Origin of the sequence: Pseudomonas sp. NFACC02 (genome assembly GCF_900110765.1) — a bacterium.
Classification (GTDB): domain Bacteria; phylum Pseudomonadota; class Gammaproteobacteria; order Pseudomonadales; family Pseudomonadaceae; genus Aquipseudomonas.
This window is the reverse complement of record NZ_FOEO01000022.1, coordinates 1-21,388: the sequence shown is the minus strand read 5'-3', so window position 1 is coordinate 21,388 and position 21,388 is coordinate 1. Positions and strand designations below refer to the sequence as shown.

Genomic DNA, 21,388 nt, shown 5'->3' with positions numbered 1-21,388 from the left:
TGCCGCTCGACCCACTGCGCGTCGTCTGCGTTTGGCCTGCACCCAAGTCGCGTTTTGTGGTGTCTGGACTGTCGCGTATATGAACAGCGCTGGCTGGAGCTAGCACTCCTCGCTTTCTTGGTCTGTGCATCGATCTCCCCGCGCTACTCTTTGCTGTAGGAGCGTGGCTTGTCCCGCGATCTGGCGCGAAGCGGCAGCAACATCAGGCGACCCGGTTATACCTGACACTCCGCATGCACCGGTTTTGCTGCCGGTTCCCGGCAGATCGTCCGAGTGCGGCCCAGAGCAAGCGCGCTCCTACGCCCGGCGGGCAGAAGCGGAGTTGTGATAAACGCTTGATCGCGATCTGACGGTATGCCGCGTGCTGCTGAATCACGCTCAAACTGGAGCCGGCTTGCTGGCGAATGCGGTGGGTCAGCACCATCGATGGTGACCGACACACCGCCTTCGTCCGAAGTGCGGCCCATACCCTCGTAACCTCGGACGTCTCCCACAGAGTCCGTGTCGTTCCGAAGCCATAAAGACGACGCGGGTACTGTAGGAGCGCGCTTGCCCGCGAATGCGGTGGTTCAGCACTATCAAAGGTGAATGACAAACCGCATTCGTCAGCAAGCTGACTCCCACAGGTTTTGCGTTTGATCGGCCGTTGATGCGGCGACCTACGAAAGCGCATGGCGCGCTTCGCTTTTGATCTTGATCTTGATCTTGATCTTGATCTTGATTTTGATACCGCAGCAGGCCAGACACCACAAAACGCGACTTGGGTGCAGGCCAAACGCAGGCGACGCGCAGTGGGCCGAGCGGCATGGATGCCGCGAGAGCGCCGTCAGGGCATGGATGCCCGTTCGGCGCGGGCCCACGGAGCGTCGTCGGAGTGCGGGTACCCGACGCAGGAGGGCCAAGCCAGGAGCTAGACCCTTGGTTACTTGGGGTTATCAAGTAACCCGCCGATGGCGGAACAGTTTGGACGTTAGGACAAACCACACCGTCAGCGTCACCCCAAATAGTGGAAATGCGCACCATACCAACCGGCTTGCCGGCGAATGCGGTGGTTCAGCACCATCAACAGTAACTGACCCACCGCCTCAGATGCCCTCGTAACCTCTGACGTGTTCCACAGGTAACCCGGCATCGTGAGGGATCGCGGCTGACTTAAACTCATGCCCCCAACAGCCCCCTCTGCCCACTCCCCTTTGCGCGCACACCAACGAAACATCCAGAAATATCCTCTTGACGAAACCGGTGCTCCTGGGCGTTCATATTGGAGTATGAGCATAATCCTATTAACTATTCGCTCCCCGGTGACACGCATGGTTTCGTCTGTTCTTGCCGCATCGCTCTCTCGTCGCCGCATTCATTACAGCTGGGTCATTCTGGCGGTCACGTTTCTGACCATGCTGGTGATGGCGGGCGCGGTCGGTGCTCCCGGTGTGTTCATCAAGCCCCTGGAGACAGAATTCGGCTGGGACACCGCCGAGATATCGTCGGCGCTGGCGGTACGATTCGCCCTGTTTGGACTGGTCGGGCCGTTCGCGGCCGCCTTCATGAACCACTTCGGCGTGCGCAAGGTCGTGCTGACAGCCCTGACACTGGTCGCCACCGGCATGATCCTGTCGCTGTTCATGACGCAGTTCTGGCAATTGGTCGTGCTGTGGGGATTGGTGGTGGGCTTCGGCACCGGGCTGACGGCGATGGTGCTGGGCGCCACGGTCGCGACTCGCTGGTTTTCGCAGCGCCGTGGCATGGCGATGGGACTGTTATCGGCCAGTTCCGCCACCGGTCAACTGGTGTTCATGCCGATGCTTGCCAACCTGACTGAGCACTTCGGCTGGCGGACCGCGCTGACCTGCATCTGTGTCGCCATCGTGATCGCCGGCGTTGCCGTGCTCGCGCTGATGCGCAACCGTCCCGCCGACCTGCAGCTGCCGTCCTATGGCGAAAGCGACGTACAGCCGGTGGTGGCGAGCAATCAGACGTTCGCCGAACTGCTGCTGACACCGCTCAAGGTGCTGCGTGAGGTGGTGAGGACGTGGACGTTCTGGGTGCTGTTCATGACGTTTTTCATCTGTGGCGCCAGCACCAATGGCCTGATCCAGACCCACTTCATCAGCCTGTGTGGCGATTACGGCCTTATCGCCACCACGGCCGCCGGCATGCTCGCGGTCATGGGCATTTTCGATTTCGTCGGCACCATCGGCTCAGGCTGGCTCTCGGATCGCTTCGACAACCGCTGGCTGCTGTTTGGCTATTACGGGTTGCGTGGCGTGGCGCTGATCATTCTGCCGTTCTCGGATTTCACCGTGTACGGCCTTTCGTTCTTCGCCCTGATCTACGGCCTGGACTGGATCGCCACCGTACCGCCAACCGTGAAGTTGACGGTACAGAAGTTCGGGCCCGAGCGTGCCAATATCGTCTTCGGCTGGATTTTCGCCGGCCACCAGTTGGGCGCTGCCTTTGCCGCCTTCGGTGCCGGGTGGACACGCACGCACTTCGCCAGTTACCTGCCGGCCTTCTTCATTTCAGGCCTGCTGTGCGTCATCGCCGCGTTGATTGCGCTGTCCATCCTGCCGACATTGAAAACGCCAACGGCTCAGGCTCACTGACGCGCGAGTATCCACAGGCCGAACCCCAGGGCCATGAAGGCCCATGACAGCAGCGGGTGGAACACCACCTGCCAGGCCAGCGCCCGAGGTTCGAAGCCGACTCCGTGCACGTACCCACCGGCCACGCCCCACATGATCAGCATCAACATGCTGTGGGAATAATGGCCCTGTGCGTTGAGCATCGAGGCGGGGTGGATCAGCAGTACCAGACTCAGAGGCACCGCCATCAGCAGGGACAATGCCCGGCTGATGGTGTGTCTGAAGGGTGCGGCCAGCACCTCAGCGGTCACGACCATTCTCCAGCGTGCGGGCGTCCGAAGACTCCAGCCACAGCGCGTTGATGATGCCGAAACTGCAAGCCAGCAATACGCCAAGAATCCAGGCGAAATACCACATGACGATTCTCCTTAGTAAAGACCGTGAGGGTTGTGCTCGATGTGTGCGGTGGTGACCTTGCCCCACATTTTGGCGTAGCACCACAACGTGTAGCAGAGGATCAGCGGCACGAAGATCGTCGCAGCGATGAGCATAATGACCAGGGTTTTATGACTGGACACGGCATCCCATACGGTCAGGCTCGATGCAGGGTCCAGGCTCGATGGCATGACGAATGGAAACAGTGCGAAGCCTGCGGTGCACAGCGCGCCGACGATCGCCAGGCTGCTGCCCAGAAACGCGGTTCTGCCCTGCCCCGCACTGGCCCCCAGCAGCGCCAGCAGGCCACCGAAAATCCCCAGCAGCGGTGCAATGACGGTCAAAGAATGCGCGTGGTAGTTGGCCGTCCAGCCGGGGTTGGTTGCCGCAACGGTCTTGGCCAACGGGTTCAGCGCCGCGCCCGGATCAAACGTCGACGTGATGGCCAGGCCCTGAATGCCGCCGAACAGCAGCCAGGCACCCGCGCCAATGAACGCCAGCAGGAACACCAATGACAACCCTTGGGTGGCACGCCGCGAACGACGGGCAATCGCGCCTTCGGTGCGCATCATCAGCCAACTGCCGCCGTGCAGGCCGAGCATGCTCAGGCTGACCACGCCGGCCAGCAACCCGAACGGGCTGAGCAACTGCCAGAAGTTGCCCTGATAGCTGGAGCGCAGCGTGTCATCGAACTGGAAAGGCACGCCCAACAACAGGTTGCCAAAGGCCACGCCGAAGACCAGCGACGGCACCAGCCCCCCGACGAACAGGCCCCAGTCCCAACTTTGCCGCCAGCGGGTGTTTTCCAGCTTGCTGCGGTAGTCGAAGCCCACCGGCCGTACGAACAAGGCGAACAGCACCAGCAGCAGTGCCCAGTACAAGCCGGAAAACGCCGCCGAATACACCAGAGGCCATGCCGCGAACAACGCACCGCCGGCCGTGATCAACCACACCTGATTGCCGTCCCAGTGCGGTGCGATGGTGTTGATGACAACCCTTCTCTCGTTGTCGTTACGGCCGACAAAGGGCATCAGCATCGCGGCCCCCAGGTCGAACCCGTCGGTCAGGGCGAAACCGATCAGCAGCACGCCGACCAGCACCCACCAGATCAGTTTGAGTGTCTCGTAATCGAACATCGTGCGTTCCTCAGGCCAGCGTCGGTTGTGGTGCGGCGGACACGTCAGCGTCACGTCGTTCGAAGTGATAGCGACCGGTGTGCAGGCTGCTTGGGCCAAGTCGGGCGAACTTGATCATCAGGTACATCTCAATGATCAGCAGCACCGTGTAGAAGCCCACCAGCGCCAGGATCGAGCCCAGAACGTCGCCCGACGACAGCGTCGACGCCGACAGGTGCACCGGCAGCACTTCACCGATTGACCACGGCTGACGACCGTGCTCGGCGACCCACCAGCCGGTTTGCGTGGCAATCCACGGCAACGGCAGGCTGAACAGCGCCCACTTGAGCAACCAGCGTTTGCCGGATTCGTTCTTGCGTGCCGAGGCCCAGAAGGCACAGGCAAACAACAGCAACATCAGCACACCGCTGAGCACCATCAAGCGGAAGGTCCAGAAGATCGACGCGACGTGTGGAATGGAATCAAGCGCGGCCTGGTGAATCTGCTGCTCGTTGGCATCCACCACCTTGTCGGTGTACTTCTTCAGCAACAGGCCATAGCCCAGGTCTTTCTTCACGTCGTTGAACGCAGTGAGGGTCTGCTGGCTCTTGTCGCCGGCGCGCAGTTTGCCCAGCAGGTCGTAGGCAACCATGCCGTTGCGGATCCGGCCCTGGTGCTCACTGACCAGGTCCTTGATCCCGATGACCTGTTTGTCCAACGAGCGCGTGGCGATGATGCCCATCACATAAGGGATTTTCACCGCGTAATCGGTGCGTTGCTCCGCCTGGTTCGGCAGGCCGAACAGCGTGAACGCGGCCGGCGCAGGTTCGGTTTCCCACTCGGCCTCGATGGCGGCAAGCTTGGTTTTCTGGACGTCACCGATTTCATAGCCGGACTCGTCGCCCAAGACGATCACCGACAGGATCGACGCCATGCCGAATGCCGAGGCAATGGCGAACGAACGCCGAGCGAAGCCGATGTCGCGACCCTTGAGCAGGTACCAGCTGGAAATCGCCAGGACGAAGATCGCCCCCGTGACATAGCCGGAAGCAACGGTATGAACGAACTTGACCTGTGCCACCGGGTTGAACAGCAAATCGCTGAAACTGGTCAACTCCATGCGCATGGTGGTGAAGTTGAACTCGGCACCGACCGGATTCTGCATCCAGCCGTTGGCAATCAGAATCCACAGTGCCGACAGGTTGGAGCCGATCGCTACCAGCCAGGTCACCGTCAGGTGCTGCACCCGGCTCAAGCGGTCCCAACCGAAGAAGAACAGCCCAATGAAGGTCGATTCGAGGAAGAACGCCATCATGCCCTCGATGGCCAGCGGCGCACCGAAGATGTCGCCCACGTAATGGCTGTAATACGCCCAGTTGGTGCCGAACTGAAACTCCATCGTCAGGCCCGTGGTCACGCCCAGGGCGAAGTTGATGCCGAACAGTTTGCCCCAGAATTTGGTCATGTCCTTGTAGACCTGTTTGCCGGTCATGACGTAGACCGACTCCATGATCGCCAGCAGGAAGGTCATGCCCAGGGTCAGCGGGACAAAAAGAAAGTGGTACAGCGCGGTCATTGCGAACTGCAGCCGAGATAAGTCGACGACTGATTCCGAAATCATTTTGGGTTCTTCTCAGGAGGTTCGGGAGGGGCGCCCAATACATGGATGCCAGCTTGCACCCCGTCGTCTCTGACCTCGACCGGAGCGTCGAACCAGACGCTGCGGATTCCCATCAGCAGGACGAGCTTGATCAACAGGATCAGACCGATGTCTTTCGCCAGCGGGTGTTTGAGGAAATCGAAAGGACCGGGCATGTTGAAGACTCGTCGGGGTGCAGGGTATTTTTCCTACAGCCTCGCCCCCGCCCCTTGACCTGGATCAAAAAACACGAGAAGCGTTGGTGTGGCAGAACGCCACAGGGTGGCGCTCGGTCTTGATCCTGACCGGTCCCATCCGCTGCCCGCGGCACGCGATTGGCCGACCTCCACGGTCAACCAGGGCGCAGATGAGCCGTACCTCCCTCAGTCGGTGCAACCCTGACCGAGCTACACCATTGGCAGGCTTTTGAAAATGTCCAGTTGCTCGGCCTCTGCCGCAAACGCCGCCAGCACCGGACAGGAGTCGGCACTGACCTGATCAGGCACCACAAGCTGGATGAACGACCAGCCCACCGCGATGCTGATGCCGTCCTGTCCGATGTCCTGACCTGCGCTCAACGGTCGCTCGATCAGCTCCCTTTCCAGTTCTGCGCAGGCGGTTTTCAATTGCTCGCTTACACGCTCGACCCACGGTGCATGCTGGATCTCGACGGGCCGCAGGTTGCGTTCATAGTAAATCTGCACGGCCTTTTCATAAGCCACCAGCGCCAGCCCGGTCAGGCGCAGCGTGCGTGCCCGCGCGGCCAGGTCCACAGGCATCAGCCCATTGCCCGCCCCCTTCAGGCATTCGGCGTAATCAAGAATGAGGCTGGATTCCATGAGCACCTGACCGTCATCGGTCATGAAACTCGGCGCCTTGATCACCGGATTCAGTTCCCTGAAACGCTCCATGCCTCGAAACACCGACACCGGCTCGTGCTCGAAGGCAATGCCCATGCGTTTAAGACTGACCGCAACCCGCCGTACGTAAGGCGAATCCAGCATCCCGATGAGTTTCATCCCACAATCTCCTGCTCAGTCAGCGATACCAAGATAATGGCGCTTTTCGCGTCGATTGTCCGCAGGCTGGCAAAAAGCCTCTAGCACGCAAGCCAGCCCTTTCATAACCATACCGCGCGCGGACAACTCGTCTACGCTGTTTCACGAAGTCTTCACAATCGTTCTGAAAAACTCCGCGCGATCTACGCCTCCCTCATTAATCCGCCTGTCATTGACAGGTTTGTCCGACGTGCCGGCCACAAGGCCAGGACCGCTCAGGCGCGCGTGCGGACCCTGGTTCGAGTAGTGCTTTATATGGAAATGCGTTCAAAGCTGAAACCGGTGACCTCCACGCGTCTGGTGATGTTGTTCTCCCTGTCTCTGGTTGCGTTCTACAACCTGGCGACATGGCATGCCCTGGTCGGCTTGACCCAGTTGCAAGGCATCAAGGCAGCCGCGTTCTACGCCTCTTTTGCGTTCTTTCTCTGGGCAGCCATTACGCTGCTGCTGACGCCCTTTTCTTTCAAACCCACCCTCAAGCCCGTGCTGAGCCTGGTGGCGCTGTGCTCTGCAGCAGCGGCCTATTTCATGAACACCTACGGCATCACGATTGACACCGTGATGATGCAGAACGTGCTGGAAACCAACCCCGGCGAGGCCAAGGCCCTGCTCAGCGGCAGACTGTTCCTGTACCTGGGACTGCTCGGTGCGTTGCCCATCGCCTTGATCTGGATGACGCCGGTAACCTATCGCCGTGTGCTGCCCGGTCTGGTCAACAAGGTGCTGGTGTGTCTCGGTTGCGTGCTGGTGATCGCCGCCTCCGTGGGGCCGTTCTATTCCACCTACGCGCCTATTTTTCGCGATGAGGACAAGCTGACCCACTTCATCAACCCTACCAACTACATCTACGCCATCGGCAAGCTGACCAAGCAAACCGTCGCGATCAAGGAAACCGTCAAGATCCAGACCGTTGGTGAAGATTCCGTGCTGAGCGCAGAAGCGCAGCAGCGACCGAAAAAGAGCCTGATGATCTTCGTCGTCGGTGAAACGGCCCGCGCGGACCATTTCTCGCTCAACGGCTACGCCCGCGAAACCAACCCGGAATTGAAGAAGCAGGACATTCTCAATTTCACGCACGTGGCCTCGTGTGGCACCTCGACCGCGGTATCAGTGCCGTGCATGTTCTCCAAGTTCCCACGCAGCGATTACAGCGACAAGAAAGGCAAGACCTACGAAGGGCTGCTGGACATGCTGCAACGTGCGGGATTGAAGGTTGTCTGGCTGGACAATAACAGTGACTGTAAAGGCACCTGCCTGCGTGTGCCTCACAGCGACATCCCGAAAACCCAGCCGGGCCCGTTCTGCGATGGCCAGAACTGCCTGGACGAAGCACTGCTGGTGGGCTTGCAGGACTACATTGATTCGCTCAAGGACAACGCCATCATCGTGCTGCATTCCGACGGTAGCCACGGCCCCGAATACTACGACCGTTACCCGAAAACCATGGAGCGCTTCACGCCGGTCTGCCACACCAACCAACTGGGCAGTTGCACGTCGGACGAGCTGAAAAACGTCTACGACAACACGATTCTGTACACCGACCACTTCCTGTCGCAGACCATTGAGCTGCTCAAGCGCAACCAGGACAAAGTGGACACCTCGATGATCTATGTCTCGGACCACGGCGAATCGCTGGGTGAAAACGGTGTTTACCTGCACGCCGCGCCTTACGCGATCGCCCCGAGCGCGCAGACCCATGTCCCGATGGTCATGTGGTTTGGCCACCAGACGCTGGAAGACGCCGGCATCGACCGCAGTTGTCTGGCAGCCAAGCAGGATCAACCCGACCTGAGCCATGACTACATGTTTCATTCGGTGCTAGGCTTGCTCGGCGTCAGCACCACCGAATACCAGCCCGCCCTCGACATTTTCCACAGTTGCAAACGCAGCAAAGGATGACCTGACATGCCCCTCCAGAACCCGGTGAACCACGCCCAGACACCGGTGTTCTGGCGGGATGCGCAGTTACCCTTCCTCGAAGCGCGATCCATCGCCGATGGCCGCGAGGTCTGCTATTCACGCCATTCCCACGACGTGTTTTCCATCGGTGCCATCACCTCCGGGCACAGCACCTACCTGCACGAGAAGACCGACCAGCGTATTGGCGCAGGCACCGTCGTATTGATGAACCCCGGCGACGTTCATGCGTGCAACCCCATCGATGATCAGCCCTGGTCGTACATCATGCTGTACGTCGATGCGCAGTGGCTGGGTCGGGTCCAGCAGGCATGTGGCATCGAGGGCTTTCGCCCGATTCCCGCCATCTCCAGTACCGATCCGATGCTTTTTTCCGGGCTGCTGGACCTGCATCGAACCTTGATCGACCCGGCGCTGGACACGCTGGAAAAGCACGAAGCAGCCATCGCCTTCTTTACCCTGATGCAACAACGGCTAGGGGGCTCGGACGCACCGCTCAAGAAGGTCAACGTCAAGGTGCTGCGCGCGGCGCAGTACATCAACCAGCATTACCGGCGCGCCATCCGGCTGGAAGAGCTCTGTCAGATCGCCAGCCTGTCGGAGGCCTACCTGATCCGTGCCTTCGAGCAGCATTACCACATGACGCCCCACGCCTACCTGATCAACCGGCGCATCCAGCACGCGCAGGCGCAACTGCGCGACGGCGAGCCGATTGCCGACACGGCCCAGCAGAGCGGGTTTTCCGATCAGGCGCATTTTCAAAGGGTGTTCAAGAAGCACCTCGCCGCGACGCCGGGGCAATATCGTCAGTGATTCAGACGTAGAGCAATGAGATTGCACACCCGGCCAGCAACGCCGCCATGCTGCGATTGAACACCCGAATGCGTCGGGCGCTGCGCAGATACGGTCCGAGAAACGCCCCGGCATACGCCCAGCAGGCGACGGACAGGTAGCACACCACGAAATAGATCACGGCAAACAAACCGATCAACCGCGCTTCGCCGCCCGCGACAAAAGCCCCCATCCCCGCCACCGCCGCGAGCCAGGCCTTGGGGTTGAGCCATTGCATCGCCGCGCCATGCCAGAACGACGGCTGCCGGGTGGGCCTGTCGACGTCCAGGCGGCCGTCGTCCGTCGCGAGTTTCCACGCCAGATACACCAGAAACGCCATGCCCGCCCAGCGAATGATGTCGGTCAGCATCGGGTACTGATGCAGCACCTCGTGCAGACCAAAACCGGTAAAGATCAGCAGCACCACAAAGCCGACTGTCGCCCCCATCACGTGTCGCAAACTGGCAGCCAGCCCGAATTGCGCCCCGCTGCTCAGCGCCACGACGTTCACCGGCCCGGGGGAGATGGAAGCTGCCAGTGCAAAAGCCGCCATGGAAATCGTCAGGTTCATTACCGCCATTCTCCGTTCAATAGATGAACAGGGACGTTAACCACAAGGACGCATTGCGTATTGAAGAAAACTGACCAGTGCACGTTCGCCGGCCCGTGGATCAGTCGCTGGCTTGCGACAGCGGGCGCGCCACCTGCTCCAGCGACTTGCGTTCCGATGCCACGCCCCAGATCGCCTGCACCGCCGCCGCCAGCAGCATCAGGGCAGCCCCGATCAGGTAACCCACGAAGACCGGGCCGCGTTGGTGACTGTCGATCAGTTCACCAAACAGCATCGGTCCGACAATCCCGCCCAACGCAGTACCGAATGCGTAGAACACGGCAATCGCCAACGCACGAATCTCCAGCGGAAAGGTTTCGGCCACGGTGAGATACGCCGAACTGGCTGCCGCCGATGCGAAGAAAAAGATGATCATCCAGGCAATGGCCTGCTGGGTGACGCTGAGCAACCCCTGCTCGAACAGGTAACCGCTGATGCTGAGCAACACCGCAGAAACGGCGTACGTGAGACTGATCATGACGCGTCGTCCGACCACGTCGAACAATCGTCCCAACAACAAAGGCCCGCAGAAGTTGCCCAGAGCCAGCGGCAACACGTACCAGCCAATCGACGCTGAGGGCACCTGATAGAACTCGGTGAGGACCAGCGCGTAAGTGAAAAAGATCGCGTTGTAGAAAAACGCCTGAGCGGTCAGCAGCGTCAAGCCCACCAATGCGCGCTGGCGGTAGAGGTTGAACAACGTGTCGAATATCTCAGCCAGCGGCGTGTGGTCACGGGCGTGAAGGCGCAATTTCTGCCCGGTCGGCGGCGACAACGCGTGACCTTGCTGACGTAGGCGCTCTTCAATGCCTTCGACAATGACCCTCGCCTCCTCGGCCTGACCATGGATCAGCAACCAGCGTGGACTTTCCGGCAACCACAGTCGCATCAGCAGAATCACCAATCCCAGCACTGCACCTATGCCGAAGCACAGACGCCAACCCAGATCGCCACCGACCCAATCGGCGTCGAGCAAGACGATCGAGCCGCCCGCCCCCAGCGCTGCGCCAATCCAGAACGTGCCATTGATGGTCAGGTCCACCCAGCCACGAAAGCGCGCCGGGGTGAATTCCTGAATCGTCGAGTTGATCGCCGTGTACTCGCCGCCGATGCCCATTCCGGTGAGGAAGCGAAACAGCATAAAGCTCCACAGGCTGAACGAAAACGCCGTGGCCGCCGTGGCGCTGATGTAAAGCGCAAGGGTGATGAAGAACAGCTTGCGCCGTCCCAGCCGGTCGGTCAGCCACCCGAAAAACAATGCGCCGAGCACGGCACCGGTGATGTACGCGCCGCCCGCCAGCCCGATATCGGCGTTGGTCAATCGCAACACCGGACTTTCTTTCAACGCGCCGGACACCGACCCCGCCAGCGTGACCTCCAGCCCGTCGAGCAACCAGGTGATGCCTAGCGCAAACACCAGCAACGTATGAAACCGCCCCCACGGCAACCGGTCGAGACGCGCCGGAAGATCGGTTTCAAACAGCTTGCCCTTGCCCTGCTGCGATTCGGATGGAGTGCCGGTGGTGCTCATGCCTGATCCTTGCGCCAGTGATCGGGGTGATCTCTGGCTTGAGAGTTCGGCGCTTGAGCGGGAGTTCAGCCGGTACACAAGCAAGTCGGACCAGCGTCAATTCGTACGCTGCTAACCCGCGTGAAGATAACGGCGCCGCCGATGCGCCGGCCAGCCAGCTCCCTGCACCTGACCCGATCCCCGCTGCAAACCGGCACATGCGACTAGGGGTGATCAGCGATGCCGGGCGCCACCATGAGCTCGGGCCGCACCCACCGCTCATACTCTTCGGGAGTGATAAAGCCCAACTCCACCGCTGCCGACTTTGGCGACAACCCCTCCTGCAAAGCCTTGCGGGTGATTTTAGCGACGCGGTCGTAACCCAGCACGGGATTGAGGGCTGTGGCCATGAGCAGGGCGTTTTCCAGGTTGTCGTTTAGCTGCTGACGGTTGACCTCCAATCCTCTGAGCAGTTTGTCGGTGAAGATGCGGACAGAGTGAGCGAGCACGCTGATCGACTGCAGCAGGTTATGGATCAGCACCGGTTTGGCCACGTTCAATTCAAACGTGCTGGAGGCGCCCGCCAGTGTAATCGTGGTGTGATTGCCCATGACCTGCATCGCGGCCTGAACCAGAACCTCGGCGAGTGTCGGATTGCGCTTGCCCGGCATGATCGATGAAGTAAGACCGTCGTCTGGCAACAGCAACTCGCCCAGTCCGCAACGAGGCCCTGAACCCAACAGGCGAATGTCGTTGCCAATTTTGCTCAAGGACACGGCCAGCACATTCAATGACCCGGACAGTTCGACCAGCGTGTCATGGGTGCCCATCCCCTCGAACTTGCTCGGATTTGGCGCAAACCGCTCGCCTGTCACAGCGCTCAGCTCTTCGCAAAACGCAACGTCAAAACCCTGTGGGGCGTTAAGGCCTGTGCCGACGGCCGTGCCTCCCTGAGGCAGCATGCGCAGCCGTGGGAGGCAGCCTTCGATACGCTCGATACCATGACCAACCTGGCGGGCAAAGGCGTCGAATGCCTGACCCTGAGTCATAGGAACCGCGTCCATCAGGTGCGTGCGACCAATCTTCAATACCCCGGCCCACGCCTGGGCCTTGTCTGCCAGCACATCTCGCAATGCGCCCAGCGCCGGTAACAACTGATCGCGCAACTGCAGGGTCGCCGCCACGTGCATCACCGTGGGGAAGCTGTCATTGGACGACTGCGAGCGATTGACATGATCGTTCGGATGCACCGGATGTTTGCTCCCCAACTCACCACCCAAGCCCAGGTTCGACAGGTTGGCGATGACCTCGTTGGCATTCATGTTGGTTTGCGTCCCGGAACCCGTCTGCCAGATCGTCAACGGGAAATGCTCGTCGAGCGCCCCTGCCGCCACTCTTTCAGCGGCCTGTTCGATCGCCTCTGCCAGTGTGGTGGGCAATACGCCGAGACGTCGATTGGCGCGCGCTGCAGCGAGTTTCTGCTGACCGAACGCGTGAATCAACTCAGGTAAAAATCGCTCACCATGGCTACCAAATACGTCGAGCGCGCGCTGCGTTTGCGCACCCCAATAACGGTTAGCCGGTAGGATAACGGGGCCGAACGCATCATTTTCTGTTCGTGTGAGTGTCATAGCGCAGCCCCCGGCTCGCGGCCCAGTTCCCGTCGATATTCCTCCCGGGCGGTCTGTTCAGAAAATTCACCAGCCCACTTGGCAACCACAACGGTGGCCACGCTGTTACCAATGGTATTGCACGTGGCGATCGCCATGGACATGAAACGGTACACGCCAAATAGCAAGGCCAGGCCCTCGGCCGGAAGCACGCCAACGGCGGTCACGGTGGCCGCGAACACCACGAAGCTGCCGCCGGATACTGCTGCCGCGCCCTTGGACGTCACCAGCATGATGGCGATGATGCCCAATTGGTGCTCCCAGCTCAGCGGCACACCGTAGGCATTGGCAATGAACAGGACACACAACGACATGTAGATGGAGGTGCCGTCCAGATTGAACGCATACCCGGTCGGGAGCACCAGGCCGACGCTCTGTTTCGAGCACCCGAACTTCTCCAGCTTCTGCAACAGCCTGGGCAACGCACTTTCGGAAGATGCGGTCCCGAGCACGATAAAAATCTCGTCCTTGATGTAGTTCAGGAAGCGCCAAAGGCTGAACCCGGACAGTCGGCACACCGCACCCAGCACCACAAAAATGAAGAAGAAAATCGCCACGTAAAACATCAGCACCAGATTGGCCAGCGACATCAGAACCGCCGTGCCATTACTGCCCACTGCGTAGGCGACCGAGCCAAACGCGCCCAGCGGTGCAAACTTCATGATCAAGTTGATGAACTCGAAGAAGCACTCAGAGATGCGACTGAGGCCTTCTTCGATGACCTCACGACGCTCAGGTTTGAGTGCCAACAACGCGAAGCCGAACAGCACCGAGATCACGAGAACCTGCAAGAGCTGGCCTCCGGCAAAAGCGCCCACGAAATTGTCCGGGAAAATGCCGTAGATGAAATCCATCGTCGACGCGGGACCATGCCCTTTGGCAACGGCAGCGCTCGCTGCCGCAGCGGCCGCGCTGCTCGGGTGAGCGTCATGCATACCGGAGCCGATCTGCAGCAGATTGCCCCAGACCAATCCGATCGCCAGCGCCACGGTCGACAGGACTTCAAAGTAGATCAGCGCTCGCAGTCCGAGTTTGCCCACCCGTTTGATGTCACCCGCCGAGGCAATGCCATGGACAACGGTGAAGAACACCAATGGAGCAACGGCGGTCTTGATCAGTTTGAGAAAAATGTCGCCGAGGATCTTGAAGCTGGCGGCCGTTTCCGGGGCCAGAAAGCCGAACGCGATCCCCAGGACCATGGCCGCGATGACCTGGAACGTCAGGTCGCGGTAAAACGGTTTTTTACCGGTAGAAGACATGCTTGCGCTCTCATTGTTGTTATAGGGCAAAAACAGGAGGTGAAACCGCCAGCGGCCGGACGCGTGACGCTCTGCGTCCTGCCTTGAGCGTCAGCGCTTGACTGAACCTTCACGGTCCAGCGCGCGGTCGACCATCCGGGGGGCCAGACCCAGGTAATTGCACGGGTCGGTGAGGCGTTGCAGTTCCGCCAGATCCAGCCGTTCGGTGACTGCGCCTTGTGCGACCAGCGCGTCAAGCAAACTGATGTTCTGGTCGTTCGCCACGCGGCAAGCGGCATACACGACGTCGTGCGCCAATTGTCGCCCGAGTGCCGGCGCCAAACCCATCATCACCGCTTCGGCGACGATCAACCCCTGCGTCATGTTGAGGTTCCTCAACATCCGCTCAGGGCGAACCTCAAGACCGGCGAGCATGAATTTCGCCTGGCCAAGTGACGCCGCGCTGAGGGAGAAAGCTTCCGGGATGGCGATCCACTCCGCCTGCCACGGGCCGGTCGAGCGTTCGAAGTCCTGGATCATCGCGTCGAGCATCAGACCGGCCTGTTGGCGCACCCCCTTGGCAGCGGCGTACATCAGTTCACAGGAAATCGGGTTGCGTTTCTGAGGCATGGTGCTACTGGCCCCGCGTCCTTTGACGAATGGCTCGTAGGCTTCACCCAGCTCGCTGGTCATCATCATCATGACGTCGAGGGCGACCTTGCCCAGCGAGGCCGTGACCAGGCCAAGAAAGTTGAGAGTCTCGGCAAGACCGTCACGGGCTACGTGCCAGGTGGCTTGCGGCACGCCGAGGCCCAGTTCGTGCATCAGCGCTTCCTGCACGTCCAGCCCCTTGTCGCCCAGAGAGGCCAACGTTCCAGCGGCACCTGCAAACTGTCCGACCTCCACTCGCGGACGCAACTCCACCAAGCGCTCAGCGTGACGGTCGAACATGCTAAGCCACACCGCGCACTTGTAACCGAACGTGATCGGCAACGCATGTTGTAAGTGCGTACGCCCGGCCATCGGCGTGTCACGGTAACGCTGCGCCAATCCCGCCAGCAGGCCACGCACAGCCTGGATATCGCGCTCGACCAGCGCCAGGGCAGCGCGCACCTGCAGGACCACAGCGGTGTCCATGATGTCCTGAGTAGTTGCCCCCCAGTGCACGTAGCGCCCTGCCTCACCACAGGTTTTCGACAGTTGCTCCACCAGCGGCAGGATTGGATAACCGACGATTTCGGTTTCGTGCTGCATCAATGCAAGGTCCAACGACTCGAAGGTCGCCTTGGCCGCAATCTGCTCTGCAGCCTCGGCAGGGATTACGCCGCAGCGTGCTTCGGCCCGTGCCAGCGCAACCTCGACTTCGATGTAGCGCTCAATCAAGGCTCTGTCGGAAAACACCTGGCGCATTTCGGCAGTGCCAAACATGTCGCGAAATAGCGCGGAGTCAAAAACGGTAGTGGACATGGACAAGGTCTCAAATGTTGTTATTGGACGTACATATTAAATATGTCCGTACATAATTATTACCCCGTGCCCTGATACACTGTCAACTCGCTGTGGAGAGAGCTCGATGGAAGGCATCAATCAAACGCGTTACGCGGCAGTCGCCGATGACCTGATGGAAGGCATCAGCAGCGGTCGATATCCCGTAGGCTCGTTACTACCGACAGAGTTCGAGTTGTGCGAGCTGTACGCAGTGAGTCGGCACACGGTACGTGCGGCGATCACGCAGTTGCAGAATCAGGGCATGGTGTCGCGGCGAAAGCGCGTCGGCACCCGCGTGGAAGCGGATACGCCCAGCGGCGGGTATTCCCAGTCGCTGGCGTCGGTTGCTGATCTGGTGCATGTGGCCGAGACCCACATTCGCGATGTGCAGGAGGTGCGCCATTTCGTCGCCGACATCGCTCAGGCCAGGCGGCTGGGTCTGGAGCCAGGATCACATTGCTTCTGCATGTCCAGCATCAAGGTCGATGTCAACCAACGCCATTCGCCACTGTGCTGGACCGATGTCTACGCCGATGAAATCTACGCGGCGGTTATTCCATTGGCCGAGCAGTGTCCTGGCGAGCTGATCGCCGCATTGATTGAGCGGGAATTCGGACAACGGATCGATGCAGTCGACCAGCAGGTCCGACCGGTGCAACTGAATGCCGAGCTGGCGGCACGCCTGAATGCCGCTGCCGGTTCGCTGGGGCTGAACATCATTCGTCAGTATCGCGATGACAAGGGCGCATTGATCGCGGTATCGGAAACGATTTACCCGGACGATCGCTTCACCCTGGTCATGCAAATGAAACGCGAGAGGCGTGCCTCTCTCCATGATGCCTGAAGCTCCCTTCCCCTAAAAAAAAGCCCACCATCCGGTGGGCTTCCTGTTTCAGTGCATTCGTAAAAGCGTTACAGGTTGAACACCGTCACCAGCTTGGTGTTCAGGTAGGCTTCGATCGCCTCGGTGCCGCCTTCGGATCCGTAACCGGAATCCTTGACGCCGCCGAACGGCACTTCCACCAGGCCAATGCCCTGGTGGTTGATCGACAGCATGCCGGCTTCGATGCGGGTGCTGAGGATGTGGGCAGTTTTCATTGAAGTGGTGAACGCGTAGGACGCCAGACCGAATGGCACGCGGTTGGACTCATTCACGGCGTCTTCGACGGTGTCGAACGGCACCAGCAACGCCAGTGGACCAAACGGTTCTTCGCTCATGACGCGCATGTCAGTGGTCAGACCGCTAAGCACGGTGGGCTGGAAGAAGTAGCCCGGGCCGTCGATGGCCTTGCCGCCGGTGTGCAGCTTCGCGCCTTTTTCACAGGCATCGTTGACCAACGCGGACAACGCCGGGGCGCGTCGTTCGTTCGCCAGCGGGCCCATGGTGACGCCCTGCTCCAGACCGTTGCCGACTTTGACCTCCTGGGTCAGGCCAACGAACTTCTCGACGAACGCATCGAACACGCCGCGTTGCACCAGAATACGCGTCGGAGACACGCAGACCTGACCGGCGTTACGGAATTTGGCGCCTGCCAGGGTACGCGCCGCCAGATCGATATCGGCGTCGTCGAACACCAGCGCCGGCGCGTGACCACCCAGCTCCATGGTGGCGCGCTTCATATGCTGCCCGGCCAACGCTGCCAGTTGCTTGCCGACAGGCGTCGAACCTGTGAAGGTCACTTTCCTGATGGTCGGGTGGGCAATCAGGTAGCTGGAGATCTGCGCCGGATCGCCGTACACCAGGCCGATCACACCCGCGGGAACGCCAGCGTCGATGAAGGCGCGGATCAGTTCCGCAGGCGAAGCCGGGGTTTCTTCCGGTGCCTTGACGATGATCGAGCAACCCGCTGCCAGCGCCGATGACAACTTGCGCACGACCTGGTTGATCGGGAAGTTCCACGGCGTGAACGCCGCGACCGGACCGACCGGTTCCTTGATGACTTTCTGTTCCACGGACACGTTGCGTGACGGCACCAGACGGCCATACGCACGACGGCCCTCTTCGGCCAGCCAGTCGATGATGTCGGCGGCAGCCAGGGTTTCCATGCGCGCCTCGGCCAGCGGCTTGCCCTGCTCCTGGGTCATGATGCTGGCGATGTTATCGACCCGGTCACGCAGCAGATTGGCGGCTTTTTGCATGATCTTGTAGCGGTCATAGGCCGGGGTGCTGCGCCAGGTTTCAAAACCACGCTCGGCGGCAGCCAGCGCCTGATCCAGATCGGCAATGCCGGCGTGGGCAACCGTGCCCAGGGTTTCGCCCGTCGCCGGGTTGATCACGGCAAGGGTGCGGCCGTCTTCACTGGCTCGCCATTGGCCATCGATATACAGCTGAACGTCTGGGTACATAAGAAGCTCCGGGTGCGCCTGCATCAGGCGGGAGATTTGAAAAAGCAAGCCGGGCAATTTACGGGCATATGCCAGCAATGGTCAAGACTGGTCCGGCGTTGTCTGACGAGGATGACGTGAAAGGCTGTCTCAACAAAACTGCATGAGTTGCTCCGCGTAAGCCTTCAAGACTTCGCGCTGCATCAGAAAGCTGGCGTATTTGCCTTCGCGAACCGTGGAAATCAAACCGGCGCGTTCCAGTTCCTTGGTGTGATGAGACACCGTTGCGGCGCTCACTGGATGGACCTTAAGCAGCTCGGCACAGGGAACCGGTTCGGTCGACCCGCCGATCTGCGCCAGAATCTGATAACGCCTGCGGTCCGCCAATGCCCGGGAGATCAGGGCGATTTGCAGATCGGTCAACGGAAATTGATAAGCCGTGCTCATGAAGATCAGTAAACCCCAGTTGGAACCTCCTTGTCGGGACCTGTTGGTTGAGAGTCATGCCGACCACTGCAGACCTCTCTGAATGTCACGCCCCGAATTCGACGCCAGCCGACGACTCAGGTTCACCGGCAACAGCATAAGCGCCTGGCGCAGACCTGCGTACCCTTTTCTGGCATTCTGCGCGCCCTTTTACTCCGACCTCACGTTCAACTCATGTACGCATTTTGTACACAACTTCTGAATAAATTGTTTTTCCATGTGTCGACATGTTGTACAGTCGAGAAAGCTGACCTCATAGACAGTTTTTGTATGCACGTCAGTGCAGCGTCACGTGCAAAGCCCATGACCGTATAACAACAAATGGCAGGCTAACCATGACCACACCCCAAAACAGTTCCTCGTCTCGCCACGTATCCTCCAGAACCAGAACCGACCTGATCTACGGGCTCAACGACCGCCCGCATTTCGCCGCCGCGATATTTGCCGCGTTGCAGCACGTGCTCGCCAGCTTCGTCGGCATCATCACGCCCACGCTGATCGTCGGCAGCGTGCTGGGACTGGAAAGCGAGGTCCCCTACCTCATCAGCATGGCGCTGTTCGTGTCCGGCCTGGGCACCTTCGTGCAGGCTAAACGCTTCGGCCCAATCGGTTCAGGCTTGCTGTGCCTGCAGGGCACCAGTTTTTCATTTCTCAGCGTGATCCTCAGCGCCGGCTTTCTGGTGAAGAGCCGTGGCGGCGGCACCGAGGACATTCTCTCGACCATTTTTGGGGTGTGCTTTTGCGCCGCCTTCGTCGAAGTTGTACTGAGCCAGTTCATCGGCAAGCTTCGCAAGCTGATCACCCCCGTCGTCACCGGCACCATCATCACCCTGATGGGGCTGTCGCTCTTGAAGGTCGCCATGACCGACATGGCGGGCGGCTTCGGCGCCACTGACCTGGGATCGACCAGCAACCTGGGGCTGGCTGCACTGGTGCTGGGCACCATTGTCGTCCTCAATCGTTTCAATATTCCGTTGCTACGCCTGAGCGCGATCATCATTGGCCTGACCCTGGGCTTCCTGGTGGCCTGGTACATGGGACGCGTGGACTTCGCGCACATGCCGCAGGTGCCGGTCATGAGCATTCCGGTGCCGTTCAAATACGGCTTCTCGTTCGACCTGCTGGCATTCATCCCGATCGCGGTGATCTTTCTGGTGTCGCCACTGGAAGCGGCAGGCGACCTGACGGCCAACTCGATGATCTCTCAGCAACCCGTCAGCGGGCCAGTCTACATCCGCCGGATCAAATCAGGTCTGTTGGCGGACGGTCTGAACTCGGCGATGGCGGCCACGTTCAACAGCCTGCCTATGGTTACGTTCGCGCAGAACAACGGGGTGATCCAGTTGACGGGCGTGGCCAGCCGCTACGTGGCGTTTTTCATCGCCGGGATTCTGGTCCTGCTGGGCCTGTTTCCCATTATTGGGGCGGTCCTCCAGCTCATGCCCAAGCCGGTGTTGGGCGGCGCGACGTTGATCATGTTCGGCACCGTTGCCGTCGCAGGCATCAAGATTCTGTCCGAAGCGGGGCTACACCGTCGGAACATGCTGATCGTGGCGATATCCTCGGGCATGGGCCTCGGCGTCGCGGCGGTGCCGGAGGTGTTGCGCGAGCTACCCAAAGCGTTGCACAACATCTTTGAATCGCCGATCACTGTAGGTGCATTCTGCGCGATCCTGCTCAATATCTTCCTGCCGGAAGAGCACGTCGAGGACGAACTGACCGAATTCGACCCGGAAGCCTCCACGCTCAAGGTTTTGCAGGACCCGGCACAGGGTGCCGAAAACAGCACAGAAACAGAACCTCTCCCCGCACGGGCGGTCGCACAGTTGAACCGCTAGGCTCCTTGGCAGGGACGCATTCGCGCCCCTGCCCGGCCTCGGCATCTGGAGCACCACGATGCAGCTACGCCACATCCGTACCCTTTCTGCCTGCTTGCTGATTCTGGCATTGAGCGCCTGCGCGCTGTTCCCCAACCGCGATCCGTTGAACATCAATGTGGTAGGCATCGACCCGCTGCCGGGGCAGGATCTGGAAATCCGGTTTGCCGTGAAACTGCGTTTGCAGAACCCCAATGACACGGACATTCAGTACGACGGCGTGGCCTTGAACCTGGACGTCAACGGCAAGCTGCTGGCCTCGGGCGTGAGCGACCAGAAAGGCACGATCACGCGGTTTTCAGAGGGGGTTTTGACCGTGCCGGTGACCGTGTCAGCCTTCGCAGCACTGCGTCAGGCAGTCGGCCTGACGGAGAAGCAGAGCCTGGACAACCTGCCGTACGAATTGCACGGCAAGCTGGCAGGCGGGCTGTTTGGCACGATGCGGTTTTATGACAGCGGGACCTTGAGCCTGCCACAACCGGCCAGTGGCAGCTGGTGAATGACACCCGCCCCTTGTAGAAGCGCTTGTCCGCGATTTCAACAGGTCGGCTACCAAGATATCGGCTGACATGACGCAATCGCGGGCAAGCGCACGGCTACAGGTGGC

Annotated in this window: 19 protein-coding genes; 6 read left to right on the top strand and 13 right to left on the bottom strand. The window is 60.2% G+C overall.

Going from position 1 to position 21,388, the window contains the following annotated elements; genetic code table 11:
* Positions 1 to 1,310 precede the first annotated feature (1,310 nt).
* The gene (locus tag BMY73_RS17775; protein WP_092408703.1) at positions 1,311 to 2,603 is read left to right on the top strand and encodes an MFS transporter; all 1,293 of its coding nucleotides are present in this window, start codon (positions 1,311 to 1,313) and stop codon (positions 2,601 to 2,603) included.
* Here BMY73_RS17775 and BMY73_RS17770 read toward each other — a convergent pair.
* The 6 genes from BMY73_RS17770 to BMY73_RS17745 all read right to left on the bottom strand — a co-directional run bounded on the left by BMY73_RS17770 (position 2,597) and on the right by BMY73_RS17745 (position 6,790).
* On the bottom strand, positions 2,597 to 2,893 hold the full coding sequence (locus BMY73_RS17770; protein WP_370588144.1) for a cyd operon YbgE family protein: 297 nt from the start codon (positions 2,891 to 2,893) through the stop codon (positions 2,597 to 2,599). The two genes, BMY73_RS17775 and BMY73_RS17770, sit on opposite strands and share 7 nt — an antisense overlap.
* Positions 2,883 to 2,999, bottom strand: a complete 117-nt coding sequence (gene cydX / locus BMY73_RS17765) for a cytochrome bd-I oxidase subunit CydX (RefSeq protein WP_062382374.1) — start codon at positions 2,997 to 2,999, stop codon at positions 2,883 to 2,885. Before cydX ends, BMY73_RS17770 begins: the two co-directional genes overlap by 11 nt.
* 11 nt (positions 3,000 to 3,010) lie before the next feature.
* Entirely contained in the window at positions 3,011 to 4,153 is a 1,143-nt protein-coding gene (cydB, locus tag BMY73_RS17760; protein WP_092408701.1) for a cytochrome d ubiquinol oxidase subunit II, read from the bottom strand.
* 10 nt (positions 4,154 to 4,163) lie between these two features.
* Positions 4,164 to 5,753, bottom strand: coding sequence for a cytochrome ubiquinol oxidase subunit I (locus BMY73_RS17755; protein ID WP_092408699.1), 1,590 nt, complete (start codon positions 5,751 to 5,753; stop codon positions 4,164 to 4,166).
* Positions 5,750 to 5,947 (bottom strand): cytochrome oxidase putative small subunit CydP, encoded by a 198-nt coding sequence (cydP, locus tag BMY73_RS17750; protein ID WP_062382336.1) that lies wholly within the window; start codon positions 5,945 to 5,947, stop codon positions 5,750 to 5,752. Before cydP ends, BMY73_RS17755 begins: the two co-directional genes overlap by 4 nt.
* A gap of 231 nt (positions 5,948 to 6,178) precedes the next feature.
* Positions 6,179 to 6,790: a glutathione S-transferase family protein gene (locus tag BMY73_RS17745; RefSeq protein ID WP_092408697.1), complete on the bottom strand. Its 612-nt coding sequence runs from the start codon at positions 6,788 to 6,790 to the stop codon at positions 6,179 to 6,181.
* Between the two features lie 294 nt (positions 6,791 to 7,084).
* Between BMY73_RS17745 and BMY73_RS17740 the strand changes: the two genes are divergently transcribed.
* Together BMY73_RS17740 and BMY73_RS17735 are read left to right on the top strand one after the other, a co-directional pair.
* Positions 7,085 to 8,728 carry a phosphoethanolamine transferase gene (locus BMY73_RS17740; RefSeq protein ID WP_092408695.1) on the top strand — a complete coding sequence of 548 codons (1,644 nt, stop codon included), beginning with the start codon at positions 7,085 to 7,087 and terminating at the stop codon, positions 8,726 to 8,728.
* A gap of 6 nt (positions 8,729 to 8,734) precedes the next feature.
* Positions 8,735 to 9,559: a helix-turn-helix transcriptional regulator gene (locus BMY73_RS17735; RefSeq protein ID WP_092408693.1), complete on the top strand. Its 825-nt coding sequence runs from the start codon at positions 8,735 to 8,737 to the stop codon at positions 9,557 to 9,559.
* A 1-nt stretch (position 9,560) separates the two neighbouring features.
* Here BMY73_RS17735 and BMY73_RS17730 read toward each other — a convergent pair whose 3' ends face one another.
* The 5 genes from BMY73_RS17730 to BMY73_RS17710 form a co-directional block, all read right to left on the bottom strand.
* Positions 9,561 to 10,148: a LysE family translocator gene (locus BMY73_RS17730; protein WP_092408691.1), complete on the bottom strand. Its 588-nt coding sequence runs from the start codon at positions 10,146 to 10,148 to the stop codon at positions 9,561 to 9,563.
* A 100-nt stretch (positions 10,149 to 10,248) separates the two neighbouring features.
* Positions 10,249 to 11,718: an MFS transporter gene (locus tag BMY73_RS17725; protein WP_092408689.1), complete on the bottom strand. Its 1,470-nt coding sequence runs from the start codon at positions 11,716 to 11,718 to the stop codon at positions 10,249 to 10,251.
* Between the two features lie 203 nt (positions 11,719 to 11,921).
* Positions 11,922 to 13,328, bottom strand: a complete 1,407-nt coding sequence (locus BMY73_RS17720) for a class II fumarate hydratase (RefSeq protein WP_092408687.1) — start codon at positions 13,326 to 13,328, stop codon at positions 11,922 to 11,924.
* Positions 13,325 to 14,626 carry a C4-dicarboxylate transporter DctA gene (gene dctA / locus BMY73_RS17715; protein ID WP_092408685.1) on the bottom strand — a complete coding sequence of 434 codons (1,302 nt, stop codon included), beginning with the start codon at positions 14,624 to 14,626 and terminating at the stop codon, positions 13,325 to 13,327. Before dctA ends, BMY73_RS17720 begins: the two co-directional genes overlap by 4 nt.
* Positions 14,627 to 14,716: 90 nt before the next feature.
* On the bottom strand, positions 14,717 to 16,072 hold the full coding sequence (locus tag BMY73_RS17710; protein ID WP_062382328.1) for a class-II fumarase/aspartase family protein: 1,356 nt from the start codon (positions 16,070 to 16,072) through the stop codon (positions 14,717 to 14,719).
* A gap of 115 nt (positions 16,073 to 16,187) precedes the next feature.
* On the opposite strand from BMY73_RS17710, the gene BMY73_RS17705 reads away from it, so the two are divergent.
* Positions 16,188 to 16,937: a GntR family transcriptional regulator gene (locus BMY73_RS17705; RefSeq protein ID WP_062382372.1), complete on the top strand. Its 750-nt coding sequence runs from the start codon at positions 16,188 to 16,190 to the stop codon at positions 16,935 to 16,937.
* Positions 16,938 to 17,005: 68 nt separating this feature from the next.
* Here the strand turns inward: BMY73_RS17705 and BMY73_RS17700 are convergent, their stop codons facing one another.
* Positions 17,006 to 18,439: an NAD-dependent succinate-semialdehyde dehydrogenase gene (locus tag BMY73_RS17700; protein WP_062382327.1), complete on the bottom strand. Its 1,434-nt coding sequence runs from the start codon at positions 18,437 to 18,439 to the stop codon at positions 17,006 to 17,008.
* A gap of 129 nt (positions 18,440 to 18,568) precedes the next feature.
* Positions 18,569 to 18,865, bottom strand: a complete 297-nt coding sequence (locus BMY73_RS17695; protein WP_062382326.1) for an ArsR/SmtB family transcription factor — start codon at positions 18,863 to 18,865, stop codon at positions 18,569 to 18,571.
* 374 nt (positions 18,866 to 19,239) lie between these two features.
* Here BMY73_RS17695 and BMY73_RS17690 point away from each other — a divergent pair, with 374 nt between their 5' ends.
* Together BMY73_RS17690 and BMY73_RS17685 are read left to right on the top strand one after the other, a co-directional pair.
* Positions 19,240 to 20,742, top strand: a complete 1,503-nt coding sequence (locus tag BMY73_RS17690; RefSeq protein ID WP_092408683.1) for a nucleobase:cation symporter-2 family protein — start codon at positions 19,240 to 19,242, stop codon at positions 20,740 to 20,742.
* Between the two features lie 58 nt (positions 20,743 to 20,800).
* On the top strand, positions 20,801 to 21,280 hold the full coding sequence (locus BMY73_RS17685; protein ID WP_062382324.1) for an LEA/WHy family protein: 480 nt from the start codon (positions 20,801 to 20,803) through the stop codon (positions 21,278 to 21,280).
* Positions 21,281 to 21,388: the final 108 nt, after the last annotated feature.